The organism is Thalassolituus alkanivorans, from assembly GCF_020447205.1.
GTDB lineage: Bacteria > Pseudomonadota > Gammaproteobacteria > Pseudomonadales > Oceanobacteraceae > Venatoribacter > Venatoribacter alkanivorans.
Genome location: NZ_JAJAEL010000039.1, coordinates 228,487 through 248,009, shown reverse-complemented (window position 1 = coordinate 248,009; position 19,523 = coordinate 228,487). Strand labels below are relative to the sequence as shown.

Annotated in this window: 22 protein-coding genes; 4 read left to right on the top strand and 18 right to left on the bottom strand. The window is 53.2% G+C overall.

What is annotated here, in order from left to right; genetic code table 11:
* Positions 1-4 precede the first annotated feature (4 nt).
* Both LGT44_RS16555 and LGT44_RS16550 read left to right on the top strand, forming a co-directional pair.
* The gene (locus LGT44_RS16555) at positions 5-2,677 is read left to right on the top strand and encodes a putative bifunctional diguanylate cyclase/phosphodiesterase (RefSeq protein WP_230332396.1); all 2,673 of its coding nucleotides are present in this window, start codon (positions 5-7) and stop codon (positions 2,675-2,677) included.
* A 67-nt stretch (positions 2,678-2,744) separates the two neighbouring features.
* Complete coding sequence (locus LGT44_RS16550; protein WP_230332395.1) at positions 2,745-3,572, top strand: inositol monophosphatase family protein; 828 nt, start codon at positions 2,745-2,747, stop codon at positions 3,570-3,572.
* Here LGT44_RS16550 and LGT44_RS16545 read toward each other — a convergent pair.
* From LGT44_RS16545 to LGT44_RS16510, 8 genes are all read right to left on the bottom strand, one after another.
* Entirely contained in the window at positions 3,549-4,544 is a 996-nt protein-coding gene (locus tag LGT44_RS16545) for a lipase secretion chaperone (protein WP_230332394.1), read from the bottom strand. The two genes, LGT44_RS16550 and LGT44_RS16545, sit on opposite strands and share 24 nt — an antisense overlap.
* 3 nt (positions 4,545-4,547) lie before the next feature.
* On the bottom strand, positions 4,548-5,489 hold the full coding sequence (locus LGT44_RS16540; RefSeq protein ID WP_225692833.1) for a lipase family alpha/beta hydrolase: 942 nt from the start codon (positions 5,487-5,489) through the stop codon (positions 4,548-4,550).
* Between the two features lie 265 nt (positions 5,490-5,754).
* Entirely contained in the window at positions 5,755-7,305 is a 1,551-nt protein-coding gene (locus LGT44_RS16535) for a GGDEF domain-containing protein (protein WP_230332393.1), read from the bottom strand.
* 6 nt (positions 7,306-7,311) lie between these two features.
* Complete coding sequence (locus LGT44_RS16530; protein ID WP_225692831.1) at positions 7,312-8,346, bottom strand: NAD(P)H-dependent flavin oxidoreductase; 1,035 nt, start codon at positions 8,344-8,346, stop codon at positions 7,312-7,314.
* A gap of 98 nt (positions 8,347-8,444) precedes the next feature.
* Positions 8,445-8,705 (bottom strand): DUF3106 domain-containing protein, encoded by a 261-nt coding sequence (locus tag LGT44_RS16525; RefSeq protein ID WP_230332392.1) that lies wholly within the window; start codon positions 8,703-8,705, stop codon positions 8,445-8,447.
* Positions 8,706-8,867: 162 nt separating this feature from the next.
* On the bottom strand, positions 8,868-10,208 hold the full coding sequence (locus LGT44_RS16520) for a sensor histidine kinase (RefSeq protein WP_230332391.1): 1,341 nt from the start codon (positions 10,206-10,208) through the stop codon (positions 8,868-8,870).
* A gap of 39 nt (positions 10,209-10,247) precedes the next feature.
* Positions 10,248-10,943 carry a response regulator transcription factor gene (locus LGT44_RS16515; protein ID WP_145466680.1) on the bottom strand — a complete coding sequence of 232 codons (696 nt, stop codon included), beginning with the start codon at positions 10,941-10,943 and terminating at the stop codon, positions 10,248-10,250.
* A gap of 94 nt (positions 10,944-11,037) precedes the next feature.
* Complete coding sequence (locus LGT44_RS16510; RefSeq protein ID WP_230332390.1) at positions 11,038-11,319, bottom strand: late competence development ComFB family protein; 282 nt, start codon at positions 11,317-11,319, stop codon at positions 11,038-11,040.
* A gap of 123 nt (positions 11,320-11,442) precedes the next feature.
* Here LGT44_RS16510 and LGT44_RS16505 point away from each other — a divergent pair, with 123 nt between their 5' ends.
* Complete coding sequence (locus LGT44_RS16505) at positions 11,443-11,865, top strand: CBS domain-containing protein (RefSeq protein WP_145466682.1); 423 nt, start codon at positions 11,443-11,445, stop codon at positions 11,863-11,865.
* Between the two features lie 6 nt (positions 11,866-11,871).
* Here LGT44_RS16505 and LGT44_RS16500 read toward each other — a convergent pair whose 3' ends face one another.
* A complete protein-coding gene (locus LGT44_RS16500) occupies positions 11,872-12,999 on the bottom strand; it encodes an HD domain-containing phosphohydrolase (RefSeq protein WP_145466683.1) in 1,128 nt (375 codons plus the stop codon).
* A gap of 141 nt (positions 13,000-13,140) precedes the next feature.
* On the opposite strand from LGT44_RS16500, the gene LGT44_RS16495 reads away from it, so the two are divergent.
* Positions 13,141-13,473: a TraR/DksA family transcriptional regulator gene (locus tag LGT44_RS16495; protein WP_145466684.1), complete on the top strand. Its 333-nt coding sequence runs from the start codon at positions 13,141-13,143 to the stop codon at positions 13,471-13,473.
* Here the strand turns inward: LGT44_RS16495 and LGT44_RS16490 are convergent.
* The 9 genes from LGT44_RS16490 to cydP form a co-directional block, all read right to left on the bottom strand.
* Positions 13,470-14,312, bottom strand: a complete 843-nt coding sequence (locus tag LGT44_RS16490) for a potassium channel family protein (protein WP_225693558.1) — start codon at positions 14,310-14,312, stop codon at positions 13,470-13,472. The two genes, LGT44_RS16495 and LGT44_RS16490, sit on opposite strands and share 4 nt — an antisense overlap.
* A 128-nt stretch (positions 14,313-14,440) precedes the next feature.
* Positions 14,441-14,878 carry an OsmC family protein gene (locus LGT44_RS16485; RefSeq protein ID WP_230332389.1) on the bottom strand — a complete coding sequence of 146 codons (438 nt, stop codon included), beginning with the start codon at positions 14,876-14,878 and terminating at the stop codon, positions 14,441-14,443.
* Between the two features lies 1 nt (position 14,879).
* On the bottom strand, positions 14,880-15,443 hold the full coding sequence (locus tag LGT44_RS16480) for a Tll0287-like domain-containing protein (protein ID WP_230332388.1): 564 nt from the start codon (positions 15,441-15,443) through the stop codon (positions 14,880-14,882).
* Positions 15,444-15,456: 13 nt separating this feature from the next.
* The gene (locus tag LGT44_RS16475) at positions 15,457-15,837 is read right to left on the bottom strand and encodes a rhodanese-like domain-containing protein (RefSeq protein ID WP_145466687.1); all 381 of its coding nucleotides are present in this window, start codon (positions 15,835-15,837) and stop codon (positions 15,457-15,459) included.
* A gap of 80 nt (positions 15,838-15,917) precedes the next feature.
* Positions 15,918-16,214 carry a cyd operon YbgE family protein gene (locus tag LGT44_RS16470; RefSeq protein WP_230332387.1) on the bottom strand — a complete coding sequence of 99 codons (297 nt, stop codon included), beginning with the start codon at positions 16,212-16,214 and terminating at the stop codon, positions 15,918-15,920.
* Positions 16,215-16,217: 3 nt separating this feature from the next.
* Entirely contained in the window at positions 16,218-16,334 is a 117-nt protein-coding gene (gene cydX / locus LGT44_RS16465; RefSeq protein WP_145466689.1) for a cytochrome bd-I oxidase subunit CydX, read from the bottom strand.
* Between the two features lie 15 nt (positions 16,335-16,349).
* Positions 16,350-17,486 carry a cytochrome d ubiquinol oxidase subunit II gene (gene cydB, locus LGT44_RS16460; RefSeq protein ID WP_230332386.1) on the bottom strand — a complete coding sequence of 379 codons (1,137 nt, stop codon included), beginning with the start codon at positions 17,484-17,486 and terminating at the stop codon, positions 16,350-16,352.
* A gap of 10 nt (positions 17,487-17,496) precedes the next feature.
* Positions 17,497-19,101 carry a cytochrome ubiquinol oxidase subunit I gene (locus tag LGT44_RS16455; RefSeq protein WP_145466691.1) on the bottom strand — a complete coding sequence of 535 codons (1,605 nt, stop codon included), beginning with the start codon at positions 19,099-19,101 and terminating at the stop codon, positions 17,497-17,499.
* Entirely contained in the window at positions 19,098-19,295 is a 198-nt protein-coding gene (gene cydP, locus LGT44_RS16450; RefSeq protein WP_230332385.1) for a cytochrome oxidase putative small subunit CydP, read from the bottom strand. The genes LGT44_RS16455 and cydP overlap by 4 nt, the downstream gene beginning before the upstream one ends.
* Between the last annotated feature and the right edge of the window lie 228 nt (positions 19,296-19,523).

The window sequence follows — 19,523 nt, the reverse complement described above, 5'->3', positions numbered from 1 at the left end:
TGCTATGTTCAGCCGCTATTTGAGCAGACTGCGAGCCATACAGGCACGGCAAACCTATTTGCTGCCAGGACTACTCCTACTTGCTGTATTGCTTCTGCTCTACCTGTCCGGCAGCTGGGAAACCAACCGCCAGCGCACTCTGGCTCAGCTCGAAGCTCTGGCGACTGTCGCTCAGAGCAATACCCGCCTGCTGCAACAACAGCTGACCTCTCAACTGGTTAGCCTGCAACAGAATCTGCCAGCACAGAGTCTGCAGGACTGGTCACTGTGGGTCCGCCAGCAACATAAACCGCGACCGTTATACAGCCATATCGCCCTGTATTCTGCCGACGGCCAGCTGCTGGCAAGCTCCTTTGACAGCACAGACATCCAGCAATCACCACCGGATATCCGTGCTGAGGATCTGAATCTGCTGCAACAACAGCAGAACCCCCGTTTTATCAGCACCATGCTGATTAATAAGGGCCGTTACCTGCCCTACTGTTTACCCGTGTCACAAAAGGTTGCACGGGTTATCTGCCTGCTGACCTCAACCAGTAACAACAACCTGCAGTGGCCAGCTTCCGGCAGTCTGGAACATTCAGCACAGCGTCTGCTCAGCCCTGATGGTATTTTACTGCTCGCATCCCCGTTACCTGTCAGCCGCCAGCAAATCATCGGTACCCGTATCAGTGACCGGCAACAAAAGAACCTGAATATCCCCGCGCCGGGCACTTCAGGTTTTACCTATTTTTCCAATAAGACCGAATTTGATGGCAGTAAACGCCTGGGGGTGGTCAGCTTCGATCCGCAGTCACAACTGCTGCAGATTATCTCACTGCCCATGGCCTCATTGCTCACCCTGTGGCTGGAAGACATCGCCTGGCCGCTGTTGTTTTTCGGCATACTGCTGGCAGCAGCCTGGCGCAGTTACCGCCATACCCTTAAAAATACGCAGCAAAATGAACGCCGCTACTCGCAGGAAGCCCGCGCGCTCAGCGAGAAAGGGAAAATCATCGATATGCTGATGAGTAATATTCCCGGAAGTATTTACCAGATCAGTCTGCCTGAGCATCTGCTTGATTTTATCAGCAATGGAGACCTGCAGATCTTCAGTGATACTGCCAATGAACACGCCGGACGCCACAGCCTGCTCGCGCTTATTCATCCCGATGATCAGGAAAAATACCTGCAGGAAATTGACAGCCATTGCAGCAGTGGCAAGCCCTATAAAATCATCTACCGCATTCAGACGCGGCAACATGAACTGAAATGGATTATGGATCGCGGTCAGGTTGTCTTTAGCAAACAAAATCCCTGCCAACTGGAAGGGCTGTTAATTGATATTACCGACCATACCCTGTCACAGCAGCATGTTGAGTATCTCGCTACCCGAGATCCTCTTACCGAACTGTTCAATCGTTATTATTTCAATGACGAGCTGATGAACTCAATTGAAGAGCTGACCCCAGGCAGCGGAAAAATTGCCCTGCTGTTTATTGATCTTGACCGCTTCAAAACCGTTAATGATTCGCTCGGCCATCAGGTCGGTGACCGTTTATTAAAACTCGTCGCAGATCGTTTACGTCATCTGGTTGGCCCCAAACACATGGTGGCAAGACTGGGCGGTGACGAATTTATTGTCATGATGAACGAGCCGGAAAGCTCGCTGGAAATTGAACATCTGGCGGAACGTATTATCAGTGCGGTCAGCCAGACGTATCAACTTGACCATTATAAATTATCAACCAGTTGCAGCGTCGGCATCAGTGTTTGCCCCGATGACTCCAGCGAATCTTATATTCTTCTGCGCAATGCCGACACCGCCATGTATCAGGCAAAATCCCGCGGCGGCAATTGCTATCAGTTTTATACCGAAGAAATGAATCAGAAAGTAAATTCCCGTCTGACGTTGGAAAATGAACTGCGCCGCGCAGTTAAAAATCAGGAATTCGAGCTTTATTATCAACCTCAGGTCAGCACCTTTGATAATCGTCTTCTGGGTGCCGAAGCACTGATCCGCTGGATACACCCAAGTGCCGGTATAGTGTCTCCCGCCGATTTTATTCCGATTGCTGAAGAGACTGGCCTGATCCGGGAAATTGGTGACTGGGCATTACTGGAAGCCTGTAAGCAATTCCGCGAGTGGAATAACACCTTCGCTCTGGATATGACTATTTCGGTTAACGTTTCTGTACGCCAGTTAGATGATGCCTTTGTATTACGCACACAGGAAATTCTGAACATCAGCCGGCTGGAGGCGAAATATCTGGAGCTGGAAATCACCGAGAGCTTACTGCTGGATAATGTTCAGGAAAATCTGAGGATTCTGGATAACATCAATAAGCTGGGTGTGCGCTTTGCGATGGATGATTTTGGTACAGGCTACTCATCGCTGAGTTATCTGAAGCAGTTTCCGATCAGCAAACTGAAAATTGACCGGGCTTTTATCAACGAAATTAATAATGACCCGGAAGATGAAGCGATCGTCCGGGCCATTATTGCACTGGCCAAAACCCTGCGGCTTGAACTTGTGGCCGAGGGGGTTGAAAACCACCAGCAACTGGCGCTGCTGCAGGCGCTGGCCTGTGATAGTTATCAGGGATACTATTTCAGCAAACCGGTACCAGCGGATGTTTTCCGCCAGCGTTATCTGGAACAGAAACCGCCACTGCAGAAATCATTACAGCAACAGTAGTGTTTTGTGCCGGGTAAAATATCCGGCAGCGGCAAGCGGTTTTAATTATCAATATGAGAATTCCTGAATGGATCAGTCCCAGATCGACAGTCAGACACTGTACGATACGGCCCTGCAGCTTGCGCAAAAGGCCGGCAACGCAATCGCCCAGCAACGCCACCAGCTGGATATTCAGTTTAAACAGGGAACCGAGCTGGTTACTCAGGCCGACGTTGCCGCGGATCAGATTATCCGTGATGGCATTCTTGCCCACTTTCCGGATCACCAGATTCTGTCCGAAGAACTGGCGCCGGATAATCCGACCGACTGTGAGCACCTGTGGGTAATCGACCCTATCGACGGCACGGTGAATTACGCACACCTGCATCCACAGGTGGCTATTTCCATTGCCTACTATCATCAGGGCAAAGCTCAGGTCGCGGTTGTGCATAACCCCTTTCTGAACGAGACATTCAGTGCCGTTTACGGTCGGGGGGCATGGCTGAATCAACTCCCGATTCAGTGTGCAACAACACAGGATATGCGCCGGGCACTCATTGCCACCGGCTTTCCTTATGATAAACACGATATTCCCCAGCTGATTCAGCGCCTGCAGGCGGTTCTGATGCAGAGTGCGGATATTCGCCGTCTGGGCTCAGCGGCACTGGATATCTGCTGGGTGGCCTGCGGCCGGCTGGACGCTTATTACGAAACGGTTAAGCCCTGGGATTTTGCCGCCGCACAATTAATTGCACGCGAAGCCGGCGTACAGTTCGGCCATATTCATGCCTTACCTGAGGGAGTAAATCCGCAACTGTGCGGAGAGAATATTATATTGGCAGTGCCGGCGTTATTCAGCCCGCTGCAGCAACTGCTGCAACAGGCCGATATGTTATTCGCCAGCGAGAAGCGTTAGGGCCGCGTTCAGGCGTTTTTGCTCAGTATCCGAAAAGTGACGACTACGATAGGTTCTGAGCAACATCTCACGATCCTGATTATCCAGCCCCTGCAAAGCCAGTGAATCACGGTATTGCTGGTAATCTTTTAACCGCTGCTGCCACTGCTGCTGTTGCTGATCAACACCGGCCAGTCGCTCGGCGGCCTCTTTGCCATATTGTTGTTCGCGCCATTGCTGAACGACGGCAGCCGAAGCTCCCTGCTGACGCAGCTGTTGCTCCTGCTGTTGTAAGCTCAGCACCTGTTGTGACTGCTCACGCATGTGCTGTAACTCTGGCGGCAGGCTGCTGTCGAGTGCAGCCAGCTGTGCTTCATCGGCACCCTGTGCGCGCAGCTGCTGACGCGCCAGGGTGTAGTTGTCCATAATTTCGTCGGCGTGAAAGAATGCTTCCACGACATTGGGTTCCAGCCATTCCCGGCGCAGACGCTGTTGCCAGGCAACCCGCGCGGCCAGCTCATCCATACCCGACTGGCTGACACGCTTTTCCGCATCCCGGTCGTAATCACCCAGAGCCGCCAGATATCCAAGATATTCGTCCATGATTTTTAATGCCTGCGACTGCCCGGGCTCAGGCAGACCTGCAATCTGACTGCGCATGGTCTGCAGCAGATCATCCAGCGGCACTTCACCCTGAGCCGACAGATAAAAATCCATCCAGTGACGCAGCTGTATATCAACAACCAACTGCCCACGATGGTCGGTACGCAGATAACCATCCACACTGGCACCGCGGAAGGTCATTACATTTTTGGTATCGACAGTACCTGCCTGCGGTAAAACCAGAGGGGTAGCAATAGCCTGATCGTTTTCCGCTGCAGCGGGCTGAAATTCAGCCCTCTGCACCAGATCGCCGTCCTGCATGGCGAAAACCAGCAGGACGACCGCCACTGCCGACAGTGTGATACCCAATGCACCGTGAAGTGGCTTCATGATTTACAGCCCGATGTTTTTCAGACGGTTGGCGTGAGTACGGAAAACGGTCAGCGGATCGGTTTCGGTCAGATCATGCAGACCCAGAGTCTGGTTTACTTCATCCAGATGGTTCATGCGGAAATCATCACGGATCACCATCCCCAGACGACTGGAACAGGAACCCACCAGACCATCATTTTTCTCTCCCGCCGGGAAGAACAGGCTGGTCGTACCGGTCAGCAGATCAAGCGGGTCGAGTACATTGGTCAGCGGCTTGGCACCACTCCAGGAGTAGTAGCGCACTCCATTGTACTGATAGTCCCCTTCACCACAGGCCGTGGTCGGAATGCCGCCCGGATGCTGCTGGTTAAAGGCTGCGGTTTCCGCAAAGGTCATGGAACGCATAGACATCAGGATATCCTGATCGTAATCACCGCCGGACAGGAAGTTAATGGTTTCCGCCAGAGCGTTACCCAGTGCCGAAATCAGACCTTCGAAAGCCGTCGAACCATTGGCCCAGTCATTCAGGGTTTCAGCCACAGGAGTACCGCGGTTAACACCCGCAATGGTGGTTACCGAAGCAATCAGATCCGGGCGCACAGAAGCCACATAACGGGTGGTCGGGCCACCATGACTGTGACCGATCAGGTTAACTTTTTCAGCACCGGTAATGGCCAGAATCTGCTCAATCTGCGGAATCAGCTGTTCACCGCGGATTTCCGGTGAGTTGGAGTTAGACACGGTGGTGACAAACACCCGCGCGCCATCCTTTTGCAGGGTTTCCGGGACTTTATACCAGTAATCAACGCCCAGCAGACTGTCGAAGCCATACAGGCCATGAGTCAGAACGATGGGGTATTTGGTGGCGGTGTAACCACTTTCCGGGGTTGCCGACATTGCCGACACCTGGGCCGAAAACAGCACGGCAGACAGTGCTGCCACAGAGAGTATTTTGCTTAGCATGAGCGTTCCTTGAATTTGTTATTTTTGTTGGAAACCGCACTTCTGCCCGTACTGCGCTGAACGGGAAGGTTCCCTGATACTGCAAAAGCGAACTCAGTGTAGGTCAGCACCACAAGAGCGGTAGGGCAAGACGGGTCAGCCACAACACCTGAGGCTATGGTCGAAGACGGAGAAGGCCAGCATAGACAAATCGCGCCCAGAAAATTGTTCTATCGTTCCAGACACCCTCAAAAGCAGGCAGGAAAGTCAGGTTGAGGGAAAAGTGTCAGACTGTCCGCGGATGCTGTTTGTCGTGATACATCGCCATATCCGCCACCCGCAACAGGTTGCGCAGATCATAGCCATGAATCTCGGTAAAGGCGCAGCCCAGACTGGCTGACAGAGGGTAACGTTTGCTGTGCTCGTAGTGGGTATTGGCTATCAGCCTGTGCAGCTTATCGATCACGCTGTTCAGCTGATCATTGTCAGAAATCGGGTCGACGAGTACGACAAACTCATCTCCCCCAAGGCGGGCAGCCATATCACCACGGCGTATCAGCTTGTTCAGCGCCGCACCTACGGCAGCCAGCACGCTATCTCCGGCGGCATGCCCCATCTCATCATTGATGCGTTTAAAGCCGTTAAGGTCGATAAACAGAATAGCCAGATGCGTACCGCTGCGCTCGGCACTGGAGAGCAGCCGGCTGGCATAATCTTCAAAATGGTAACGATTGGGCAGACCAGTGAGTTCATCGTAATTGGCTTTGCGGTACAGCAGCTGATGCTGATACTCCAGCCCTTCCGCCTGGCGACGATGCACCCGGTACAGCCGCCAGCACAGCAGTAATGACAACGGCAAAGCCAGCGCCAGCAAAACCAGCCAGCCCCAGTTAATATCGGTTATGCCAAGCGGACGCTCATACTCCGCCAGCAACTGAAAGCCGGTAAACGGCAGCGTCTGCTGCTGGCGTAATTGTGCCAGCGCAAGGCCGGCAGATGGCAGCGCATGGCTCAACAGCGGAAATGCATCCCCCTGATCCTGCGCGACCCGCAGGCGGAACGACATCCGGCTGTAATAAGATTGCTCCGGCGGCAGCAGGTTGGAAACTTCAACCACCAGCAGGCTCAGATAAGTAATGCCCTGTGCATTACTGACCGGCAGCATCATTACCACTACCGGGTTCTCATCAAGCAGGGTAAACGGCTCAGACAGTGTGATCCTGCTTTGCTGCTGCGCAGGAAGACGACGTGCAATAAAGTCCACCGTAAACAGATCCAGCCCCACCACCAGACTTTCGGCGTTATCCGGAAAAACCATAATCACCGGCAAAGCCTTATGTTCCGACGGGCTGATACTTTCCAGATACCGTCCGCGGCGCAGGCTTTTAACGTTATCCGGTAATTGTTGTTCCTGCATTATCTGGCGGAAGACCTGCAATGACGATCCATTCTGCAGATACAGCGCTGACTGAAACATACTGACATGGGGAAAGCGTTGCTGCATGGTCGCGGCATAGCGCTGCACTGCATTTATATCGGGCGATTGTGTGCCGGAGAAGTAGGTCGATAACGCCAGCAACAGCGTCTCATTCTGCAGCATTTTCTCACGCACAAACTGACTGACCACCGAAGTGTCAGCACTGAACTTCTGCTGCAGCCTGCGCCACTCACTCTGCCCGGCTGCCAGCAGCAACAGCAGTAAAGCCAGAGAGGTGAGTACCGCAAACAGCACATAGCTGTATTTCAGGCGCTTGTGTTCCCGGGAGAAGGAGTTAACCATAAATGCCGTAACGTAACGAAATGACTTCAGTGTAGAAGCTTCGTTACGAAACGGCACAAATCCTCACTGCCAGAAGCGTTGTTGCTGCTGATGGATTTCTTCAGCTTCACGCAGCACACGCTGCACGATCTCTTCAACGCCCGGCATATCATGAATCAGGCCCTGAGTCTGGCCGATAAACTGCACGCCCTGCTGCAGGTCACCGTCAATGGTTGCTGCTTTCAGACGCGGCACGCTGGCGCCGAAATAGGCCAGCAGCTTGACCTTATCCATCATCGCCAGCATACCAATCATCACTTTCCATACCGGCTGCTTGACCATGCGTGCAGCACGCGTCGCTTCCCAACAGGCCAGCAGGAAGTTCATCGGTTTACGGGTCGCTTTGATCGATCGTGGTGTGCGCATTACACGCGCCGGAATACCATCAAAGTTTTTCGAATAGATAGTGTCCTGCTCGCTGCGTGCAACCACGGCTTCTTTGGTTTTCTGATGCAGCGGGCTTTCTGCACTGGTGGCAAAACGTGAGCCCATGGCTACTGCCTCGGCACCCAGCGCCAGCGCCGCCAGCAGGCCGCGACCATCGGCAAAACCACCGGTAGCAATCACCGGAATACTGACTTTGGCCGCGATGGCTGGCACCAGCACCAGCGAGGTAACGTCACCACCATGGGCCGCTGCTTCATGGCCGGTCACCAGCAATGCATCGGCGCCAATCGACTGAGCCGACAGCGCATGTTTTTCACTGACGACGGTCGCAATCACCTTGCCGCCATATTCATGGGCGCGTTTAACCAGCCAGTCGCCTTTGCCCAGAGAGAAGTTGATGACCGGTACTTTTTCTTCCAGCGCGACTTCGGCGTTTTCTTTCGCGCCCGGCATCAGCAGGGTAACGCCGATACCAAAAGGCTTATCTGTCAGTTCGCGGATACGCTGAATAGCCGCACGGGTTTCACCGACCGTCAGCGGACCACTGGCAAGAATTCCCAGGCCACCGGCATTGGAGACAGCGGCCACCAGCTCAGGGGTAGAAATCCAGCTCATACCAGGCAGCAGCAATGGATGCTCAATGCCCAGCAGTTCAGTAATACGCGTTTTCATAACCAGATCCGGAAAAATAAAAACACGCATTCTACTGCCTGACCCGGCAACTGGCGACCTGTGGAAAAAATCCGTTAACAGAAAGGAAAGAAAGGAATTCAGCGACCCGGAGTGAGTTGCTGTTGCTGCACGAAGTTAAGGAATTGTTGCTGGCGCTGCTCCGGCGACATACCGCGCAGCTGTTCGATACGTTGCTGGCGTTCCATACGCTGTATGGCCTGCTCCTGCACCTGCATGTTCTGTATTGAGCGATAGAAATTATCGAGGGCCTGACGCTGTTCCGGGCGGCTGTTGTTCCATTCCAGCTGCAGTCCGGGATGTTGCACAGAAGGCTGAACAGAGGCGGGTTCTGCTGGCAATATGTGTACATCAGGCGCGGCATGAGCCGTCCAGACGCAACAACATAACAATAAGCCCGATAACCTCACAGACAAACCCCGTAACAAGAATTCATGGATTTTAACGGCAGGCTGCCGCAAATACCCAGCCCTGCAGGCGTAAAAGGGACGTAAAGTGCCATTTCAGCCATCTGCCGCTGACCTCTGCCGGAGCCTGATAGTAACCACCAACCCACCCTGCTCATGATTACTCAGGCGCAGGTCACCACCGTGGTGACGAATAACACGATCAGCAATTGCCAGGCCCAGACCAAAACCGCGGTGCCCACTGTTCAGGCTGTCGGGGCTACGTTCGCGGGCCTGTTCACTGCGAACAAAAGGTCTTAATAAATCGGCCAGCAGATGCTCCGGCACACCGGGCCCATGATCACGCACCGCAATCTGTATCTGGCCGTCCCTGCTGCTCAGATCGATATCGACCGATGTGCCGGCTGCGGTATGCAGCAATGCATTACGGACAATATTTTCAACCGCCGATGTCAGCAGGCGGGGATCACCCTGCACCCTGACGGCATCTGCCGGCACATTCAGTTGCAAGACATTCTGTGGTCGCTCAAAGCGTGCATCAGCGGCGACCTGCTGCAGCAACGCAGTACAATCGACCGTTTGCCAGTGGCTGTAATCCTGCACAGTTTCAAGCCGGGCCATACTCAGCAGGTCTTCAATCAGTTCGTTCAGGCGCTGAGTTTCCAGCTCAATACGGTCCAGATATTCCACCTGCTCTGGTAGCGCATCCAGCCGCGCCAGTTCCAGCGCCACGGCAGTGCGGGCAAGCGGCGAGCGCAGCTCATGGGAAACATCGCGCAACAGCTGGCGCTGATCGGAAATCAGGCGCTGCAGACGCTCGGCCATCTGCCCGAATTCACGCCCCAGCTCGCCGATTTCATCACGCCGCAGTAATAACTTCGGCGCAATCCGCACCGGCCACTGGCCATCGGCAAAGGCGCGCACACTGCGCTGTAAAGACAGTAATGGCCGCGCCATATAGCGCGACAGTACAAAACCCCAGATGGCAAATAACAGCAGCGATGCCAGAAAACCCCAGCCGAGATAGGCCGGCAGGTTAAACACCGCGAGCGGATGGAGGAACTCCACCACCAGCAGATAAACCCGGCCGTCATGACTCTGCAGCGGTGCTTTCACCAGGATTTCAGTTTGCCCAAGCGGGTTAACCCGCGCCTGATAAGAGTCAGAGGCAAAGGCATATTCCAGCACGTCAGCCGGCACATTGGGCAACAGGCTGATGCCCTGATCATCAAACACATAAGCGTTCACACTGGGATGACGCTCGAAGGTTAACAGCCATTCGAGCAGCAGAGGCTCACCGCCACGCTGCAGAATCAGTTCAGCTGCGGAGATATACCCGCCGGTTGGCGCAATCAGGTTAACGGAGTCGTTCGACCACTGGCGGTAATACATTGCCAGTAACAGGGTCACCAGCGTGGCCACTAGACTGGTGACCATGAAGGCGAGATAGATCCGGATAAAAATGCCGCGCACGAATCAGGCCTGAGCCATCTCCTGTTCCGGAGCGTACATGTAGCCAACGCCACGAATGGTACGGATACGGGCATCGCCGTTACGGTTGGGTCCGAGTTTTTTACGCAAATTGCTCAGATGCATATCCAGACTGCGGTCAAACAGCGTCAGAGAGCGTTGCATGGACTGCTCTGCCAGACGGTTCTTTTCCACCACTTTGCCGGCATCACGGGCCAGCACACTGAGAATGTTGAATTCTGTCACCGTTAATTCGACTGCTTCGTTATTGCGCAATACCTGATGCTGGTCGAGATCAATCACCAGCTCATCCAGCTCAATGTTGGCAGATACCACTTCGGCGGAGCGATTACGGCGTAAGACTGAACGCAGGCGGGCGGATAACTCACGCGGGTTACAGGGTTTGGGCAGATAATCATCGGCGCCGATTTCCAGCCCCTCGATACGGTCCAGTTCGTCCCCTTTGGCCGTCAGCATAATAACCGGCAGATCACTACGCTGACGGATACTGCGCAGAATCTCCAGGCCGTTACCACCCGGCAGCATAATATCCAGAATCACCGCCTGGTATTTACCGGTCAGTGCTTCGCTCAATCCTTCGTCTGCGGTGTGTACCGTTGTCACTTTAAATAATTCACGCTCAAGGTAGCGGCGCAGTAATGCGCACAGCTCCTGATCGTCATCAACTAATAACAGATTCATACGTCCCCCCGGGTCCGGGGTCCAGTGTCGGAGAAAAAGTGCTGTAGTTTCAAGCAGCTGGAGTGTTTCTTTACATTATGTAAAGAAAAGGTCACTACTCGTCTTCTTCACGCCGGTGCTTTTCAACGAAAGCGATGGCCTCTGTGACGGCCTCGATAACACGATTATTGGTTTGCACCAGCTCATCCGGGGTCATAAAAAACGCCATATCCACCTCAAAGCGGATATAGCGGGGAGGAAGTCGGTTAAGAGCAACACAGGCGATATCAGCCATATGTTCGATGCTGACCGCTGGCGACTGGCCATGTAAACGACGCAGGATCTCTTCGGCAACCAGCTGTTCATAGTAATTACGAATGTGATTATTGATGCTCATACCACCCTCCTTTGAATAGTTTCAGCATAGCACTCCGGCTATTTCCTGCTTTACTGATAAACAATACATAACCACACCGCCGTAGCGGCTGCTCCGTCCGGCGTACTTTTACAGGAACATGCTATGAAACTGGTCAGCGACCTGATGACCCGCGAACTGCTTACTCACCTGCCCGACGATACCCTGCAGGATGCTGAACAAACGATGGGGCGCCATCAGGTTCGCCACATTCCGGTAGTTGATGCAGAAGGGAAAATATTCGGCCTGCTCAGTCAGAAAGAATTTTTAACCGAAGCATTCCGTATTACCGATAAATTTGGCGCGCATAATCTGCAGACGTATCTGGCACAAACCAAACTGAGCTCCTGCATTAATACCGATGTTCAAACCATTCCGGCCGATATGCCACTGACCGTCGCCGGTCAGCAGTTACGCAACAGCCGTCAGGGTTGCTTACTGGTTACCGATAGTGAAAATCATCTGATCGGTCTGCTCAGCTCCAAAGACTTTGTCCGTCTGGCGATTGAATTGCTGGAACAGTCCTGAGCAGACTCAGGACGGATAGCGTCGCTGAATATCATCAACCTGTTGTGGATGCTTTAACACGGCATCCACACAAGCCTGATCGAGCTCGTTGTGCGCCGCCATTTGCTGTAATTCAGCGAAGACTTTGTCCTGTGGCCAGGCTTCCTTGTAGCTGCGCCGGTTTAACAAGGCATCAAGAATATCGGCCACCGCAATAATCCGCGCTTCCAGCGGTACGTCATCGCCTTCGGCCCCGAGATAACCACTGCCATTCAGTTTTTCATGGTGATACTGAACAATGTTGCGCAGCATTTCTGTGTGCTCCATATCGCCGAGCGCAAAATGCTCCAGAGCCTGGTCGACAATATCGCGCCCGACTTTCACATGGGATTTCATTCGCTCGAATTCGTCCGCCGTCAGCGGGCCGGCTTTGTGCAGAATACTGTCGGGGATGGCAATTTTACCGATGTCATGCAGAGGAGCGAACAGCGCCAGATATTCGATAAAGGCATCGCTTAACTGCAGTTTTTTCTGCAGTGCGCGGGCAATCATGCGCGCATAGGCAGCCATGCGCCGCACATGGGCATCGGTTTCTACCGAACGGCGACCGCTGACGTCGGTGGCAAATTTTACCAACGCCTGCATACGGGCAACCGCATCATGTTCGCGCACCAGCAACTGGCCAACCAGATGCGCCCACAGGTTGCAGTAGGCAATTTTCTGCTCAGAAAAATAATGCCGCTGCAGTGAGTTCAGGAACAGAAATCCCAGCAAAGCACCATCATGGAATACCGGCATGGTGAGACTCGCCCGGTAGCCCTGCGACAACAACGCTGCGGTATGAACAGATAAACTCTTATGACGGAAACAGCGCATGTCATTAACCACCCGCAAAGCCGGTTTATCGGCCAGAGCCTGCAGTGACGGCACGTCATCCAGCCGCACGCTGTAACCTAACAGCGGCGAGGTGTCATCGCTTTCATAAACAAAAGTCGACAGCAGCCCATCTTCAGGGTTGTACAGCACCAGCGCAAAACGCTGCACGCCTTCATACTGCTCGCGCAATACCCGGTAAAGACGCTCCAGTCGCTGCATAAAATGCATTTTCTGTCCCAGAGCCTGATAGGGATCATTCAGATAGAGTGGATCTTCCATAACGTGCCTCTCCGCCGTTTGGCACAGTGTAGGCTAAGCCATCCGCCCTCAGCGCAGGAAGTTGCCAGCTTCCTGATGCACATCAAGGAGAAAAACCCTCCTCTGGCCTAGCCTGAAGTAAAGCTAACAAAGGAAAGTGATATGGATACCAGCGCCATCAGACAAGTGTTAACACAGCGTAAAGCCATGCTGGAAAACCGCGCCAGTAAGGTTGAGCGTGATGCCAGTCACCGCGATGAGCCTTTGTCCGCAGATTTTGCCGAACAAGCGGTAGAGCGGGAAAATGACGATGTACTGCATGCCATTGCCGGTGAATCTTTACACGAGATCACGATGATCAATCAGGCACTGGCGCGTCTGGATGCAGGAATTTATGGCGAATGCAGCGAATGTGGGAATACGATTGACGAAAAGCGCCTGCAGGCCGTTCCTTACACAACCCAATGTATCCAGTGCGCAGAACAGACTGATTAACGCTCGCCACCATCCAGGTCGCGTCCCTGTTCACGGCGTTGCTGCTCAGCTTCCAGGGCAATGGTCAGCAGCTGATCCAGTTTGGTTTCCAGCTGCTCCATACGGCTTTCCATTTTAGCCAGACGGTCGGCATTCGCCGTTTCTTTGGCAATCAGGTCTTCTTCTTCCTGCTGCATAAAAAACGCAGAAAAGCTGGCGGTCATCATCGAAAATAAACCGATTCCCATCAGAATCAGTACCGACCCGAATAAACGCCCGGCGGTGCTGCCCGGCACAATATCACCATAGCCCACGGTGGTTACCGTTACCCAGGCCCACCAGATACCATCCATCGGTGTCTGCACATTGGGATCAATCACCGCCATTAAGGTGCCGGCCATAATGATGATGATGAAACTCACCATCAGGGTCGGCCCAAGGTGATTTCTTCCCATAATTTTCTGGAACGAGCCGGACATATTCATCAGCATGGTGAACATTGCCAGCAATCGCAGCGCACGTAAGCCACCAGCGTGGGGAAAGGCCTGCCAGAGCAACGGCATACCGGCAATCACAATCACCAGATTGCTCCAGTTATTACGTAAATAGCGCGCCTTATCGTCCACCACCGCGGTCAGCACCAGGGTTTCCAGCAAAAAGAAAGTCCACAAAAACCAGTCGGTAATGTAGGTGTACGGCAGTGGGCCATCGGCGCGGGCTTCGAGATACCACTCGAATACAATCCAGAAAGCGATCAGAATCATCGGCCATTCAAACATACGGCCAATGCGCCGGGCGCGGGCATTTTCGTTGTTATCAACGCCGGAGAGGCCGACCATTTTAGAAAAGGAGAGAATCATCAAAGCTCAGTTCAGCACCGTCAGGTAAACCACTTGATAAACATTGGTTACGTAAAAGAGTAGCTGAATCTTAACGGTAAAAGGCGACGCAGATCACCCATAAAGGCAATCGGCGCCGCTTACAGCACTCAGAACAGCGGATTAACCTGAACGTCGCTGGTAGTGGAGTTAGCAATAAAACAATGCTGGTGTGCTTTATCGTGCATGGCGATCACCGCCGCTTCATCCGGTTGTTTATCGCCGCTGAAAACCACCTTCGGATTCAGACGGATACGGGCAACCCAAAATTTTCCATCGTCGCGCTGTTCCATTTCCGCCACCGCCGAATCGTCATACGACAACACCTGCAGGCGCTTTTTCGCCGCCAGTGCCAGAAAGGTCTGCATATGGCAGCTGGCCATCGCCGCCGCCAGCATCTGTTCAGGGTCGGCACCGAAATCGTTACCGGCCCCGCCTGCGGTCAGACTGACCTGAGGTAAAAACTGAATACTATGGCGGCGCTCAAATCCCTCATGGGAAAACTCACCCTGTTTTTCCCAGCGAATATCAATACGGTGTTCCGACACGTTATTCCTCCAGTGTTTTACGCAAAGTGAAAGCACCACGCAGATCGCCGGCATTAAAGCCGCGTGCCTGATCGGCAGGATACAACTCGTCCAGCCTGGCGGTTACCGCCGGTGCCAGTTGTGAGCCATGACAGGTCAGACAGAGCGGCGCCGTTGGAATGGCTTTCATATAACGGAATTCGCCATCGGCAACGGTCGTCGCTTCAATGCCCGCCGGGTCTTCACCGGCCTGCAGCCGGCGGGAAAAATCTTCCAGCGTCTGCAGTTCCCAATCATCAGCAACATTATCCGGGTTGCGGATTTTTGTTGAGGTGCGCGCCACCTGCCAGCCATTCTGGCTCAGCCCGGCGGCAATGGCCGGAGCTTCGGTATTGCACAGCTGAATCGCCGCTTCAGGGCCGCTCGCCTGAATCCCCTGCTTCAGGGTTTTCTGCAATGCCTGAGCAAAGGCTTTGGTCTGTTGCCGGGCTTCCTGAGTCAGCTGAGCATTATCGGCAGCCACCACCCACACCGGCGCCAGACCAAGCATTGCAGTCAGCAACACACTGCGTTTTAACATTCCCATGGCCTGCAACTCCTCAGCGATACACGCTTGGGTCAACTTCCACTTTATGCACGGTGCCGCTCCAGCCATCGAAGCCACCCACCAGCATTTTCACCTGCTCAAACCCCATGCGTTTCAGGGTGTAGGCTGCCAGTGTGCTGCGGCCGCCATTTTTACAATACAGCAGAATCTCGGCCTGGGGATTGGTCAGCGCCGGGTGATCACCGACACGGAATTCCAGCACACCGCGCGGGACGTTAACCGCACCCGGCAGGTGGCCCATATCAAACTCCGCCGGCTCACGTACATCGAGTACCACAGCGCCGTTCGCCAGCAACGCCTCAGCGGCGGCGGCATCAACAGGATTCACCGCAGAGCGGGCTTCGGCCAATAAATCGTCTTTGCTTAATGCCATGTCAGTTCTCCTCTTACATTTCCGGATAAGCATACAGAAATACAGCCGGTATGGCAGCCCCGACACTCAGACAACAGCTGTCAGACGATCCACCACCAGCCACAAACCAGCATCAGTGGCCAGCCGATATAAGGGCTGAACACCAGGCGCCAGATTTTCATTTCCGGCACATAGCCAACACCATGCACAAAACCGGCGCTGATGCCCCACAGGCACAGCGACAGCAGGCCGTGGTCAATATTCATGGTTTCGCTGGCGACCACATGCGGCACCACCAGCAATAATCCCGATAAACCGAGCGCTGCCAGTAATGACAACGCCCGGGCCCAGCCCGCATACAGCGGGCCGTAAGCTTTGTAATCCACCGGTGCGTTCATGGCTTACTCTTTCAGGTCCGCATCGCGGTCGAAGTTTTCGTTCATTTCCAGCCACATGGCGTTAATCAGACCAAAAGAACAGGCCAGCAACACCCCTAAAATCCAGGCGAAATACCACATAAATCGTCTCCTTTCTCAGTAAGTGCTGTATTTATTGTCTTCAATAAAGGCGGTGGTTAAGCGACCGCGCATCTTGTAATAGCCCCAGGTGGTGTACAGCAGAATAATCGGTACAAAGAACATCGCCACCCAGAACATAATGCCCAGCGTTTTCTGACTGGAAACCACATCCCATACCGTCAGACTGAACGAAGGGTCCAGGCTTGATGGCATAATGAACGGAAACAGGCTGAAACCTGCGGTACAGATAATACCGGTTACCGCCAGCGAGCTGCCGATAAAGGCCAGAGCACCACGGTTAGCAGCAGACATCAGCACGGTAATTAACAGGCCGGTAAAAGCGATTACCGGTGCGCTGATCATGAGCGGATAACGGGAATAATTTTCCAGCCAGCCACCCGCTGCGACGTCCACGGTTTTATCCAGTGGCGTCATGGCCGCGGCAGTATTAATCGTACTGGTAATTACCAGACCGTCGATTCCCGCATAAATCCAGATGCCGGCCGTGGCAAAAAGTACGGCAACGATAATCGCCAGCAGAATAGAGATTTTCCGCGCGCGCTCGTGCAGGTCACCATCGGTACGCATCTGCAGATAGGTTGCACCGTGCATGGCCAGCATACCAAGACTGACCAAACCGGCCACCAGCGCAAACGGATTCAGCAGCGCCCAGAATGAACCGGTATAGGTGGAGCGCATAAATTCATCCAGCGTAAAGGGCACGCCGAGGAATAAATTGCCGAAGGCCACACCAAACACCAGTGCCGGAACCGCGCCGCCAATGGTCAGGCCCCAGTCCCAGGCACTGCGCCAGCGCGGATCTTCCATTTTCGAGCGGTACTCAAAACCCACCGGACGGAAAAACAGTGCAAACAACACCAGCAACAGCGCCCAGTAAAAACCGGAAAATGCGACGGCATACACCACCGGCCAGGCCGCAAAAATGGCACCACCGGCGGTAATAAACCACACCTGATTACCATCCCAGTGCGGGCCAATGGTATTCAGCATCACGCGGCGCTCGCTGTCAGTTTTACCGAGCACACGTAACAAGGCACCTACGCCCATATCGAAACCGTCGGTCACTGCAAAACCAATCAGCAGCACACCAATTAATACCCACCAGATTAATTTAAGGCTTTCGTAATCCATGTTCTGCTCCTTATGCCTGATCGGCGACAGCTTGCTGGGGCTGGGCGATAGCCGCACCGGCACCGTGATTCTGTTCAAAATGATAACGGCCGGTATGCAGACTGGATGGCCCCAGTCGGGCAAAGCGGATCATCAGGTACATTTCGACAATTAACAGCAGCGTATAAAAACCGATAAACCCTGCCAGACTCATATACAGATCTTCCACCGAACGGGTTGATACAGATAAATGCGTTGGTAACACTTCGGCAATCGACCATGGCTGGCGACCGAATTCAGCGACAAACCAGCCGACTTCACAGGCAATCCACGGCGCCGGCAACGAAATAATCAGGGCTTTTAACAACCAGGTTTTGGTTTCTACGTTGTGCTGTGTGCTGTAGTAGAACGATAGTGAAATCAGAATCAGCATCAGGAAGCCAAGGCCAACCATAAGACGAAATGCCCAGAACATAGGCGCTACTTTCGGAATGGTATCCTGTGCCGCCTGCTTGATTTGTTCTTCGGTAGCATCGACCACATTGTTGGTATATTTCTTCAGCAGCAGGCCATAACCAAGATCGTCTTTCAGTGCATCAAAGGCTGCAACCGTCGGATCGGACTTATCGCCATGACGCATTTTTTCAAGCAGAGCATAAGCTTCGATACCACGACGAATGCGCAGCTCATGTTCCTTCAGCAGATCTTTAATACCGACAATTTCCTCATCCACCGAACGGGTAGCAATTAACCCCAGTGCGCCCGGAATTTTAACCGCGTAATCGGTTTCCATGGTTTCCTGATTCGGGAAGCCAATCAGGGTGAAATCTGCCGGTGGTTCCTGGGTATGCCATTCGGCTTCAATCGCTGCCAGTTTGGTTTTCTGCACATCGCCAATTTCGTAACCGGATTCATCGCCGAGAATAATCACACTGATAATGGAGGCAAAACCGAAGCTTGCGGCAATGGCAAAAGAGCGGCGGGCAAAAGGAAGGTCGCGTTTTTTCAGCATGTAATACGCTGAAATTGCCAGCACAAACATCGCCCCGGTGACATAACCGGCAGATACGGTATGTACAAATTTAACCTGCGCTACCGGGTTAAAAATCACCTCAGCAAAGTCAGTCATTTCCATGCGCATGGTTTCGTAATTAAATTCTGCCCCCACCGGATTCTGCATCCAGCCATTGGCAATCAGAATCCACAGCGCCGACATATTGGAGCCAATCGCCACCAGCCAGGTCACCATTAAATGCTGTACGCGGGTCAGGCGGTCCCAGCCAAAAAAGAATAAACCAATAAAGGTCGATTCGAGGAAGAACGCCATCAGGCCTTCAATCGCCAGCGGTGCACCGAAGATGTCACCCACATAATGTGAGTAATACGCCCAGTTCGTACCGAACTGAAATTCCATAGTCAGGCCCGTGGTTACGCCAAGGGCAAAGTTAATACCAAATAACTTGCCCCAGAATTTCACCATATCCTGATAGACCTGTTTACCGGTCATCACGAAAGCAGATTCCATAATCGCCAGAATAAATGACAGACCCAGCGTTAATGGCACAAACAAAAAGTGATAAAGCGCGGTGATAGCAAACTGCAGCCGCGATAAATCGACGAGACTCTCACTGATCATTGCTGATCCTCCGATTGCGAGGGGGTAATAGTTGAAAGACCTAATTGTTGCGAAACAGCATCCTGCGGATTGGTCATGTCCACAGGGTCAGAAAACCAGAAAATGCGGATGGCAAAAATCAACACCAGCTTGATCAGCAGAACGACCATCAGCTCGCGCACCAGAGGTACAGAAAACAGGGATTTTTTTGCCATAAACGTTCTCTTGAAAAAGTGGCACACCGTAGGCCGGCAATGGCCGGCAGACCCTCTGCAGCGCGACAGAAACATAAAATGCCAAAATAACTTTATCAGCATAAAGCAATATATCAGTAACAGCACTGCGATGCTTTGTCGCAGGGATGCGGACTATCCATATGCCGCGCCGGGCGGCACAGAGCATAGCAAGGAGCAGGCCAATCCGGATAAACGTGCTGAAAGGCC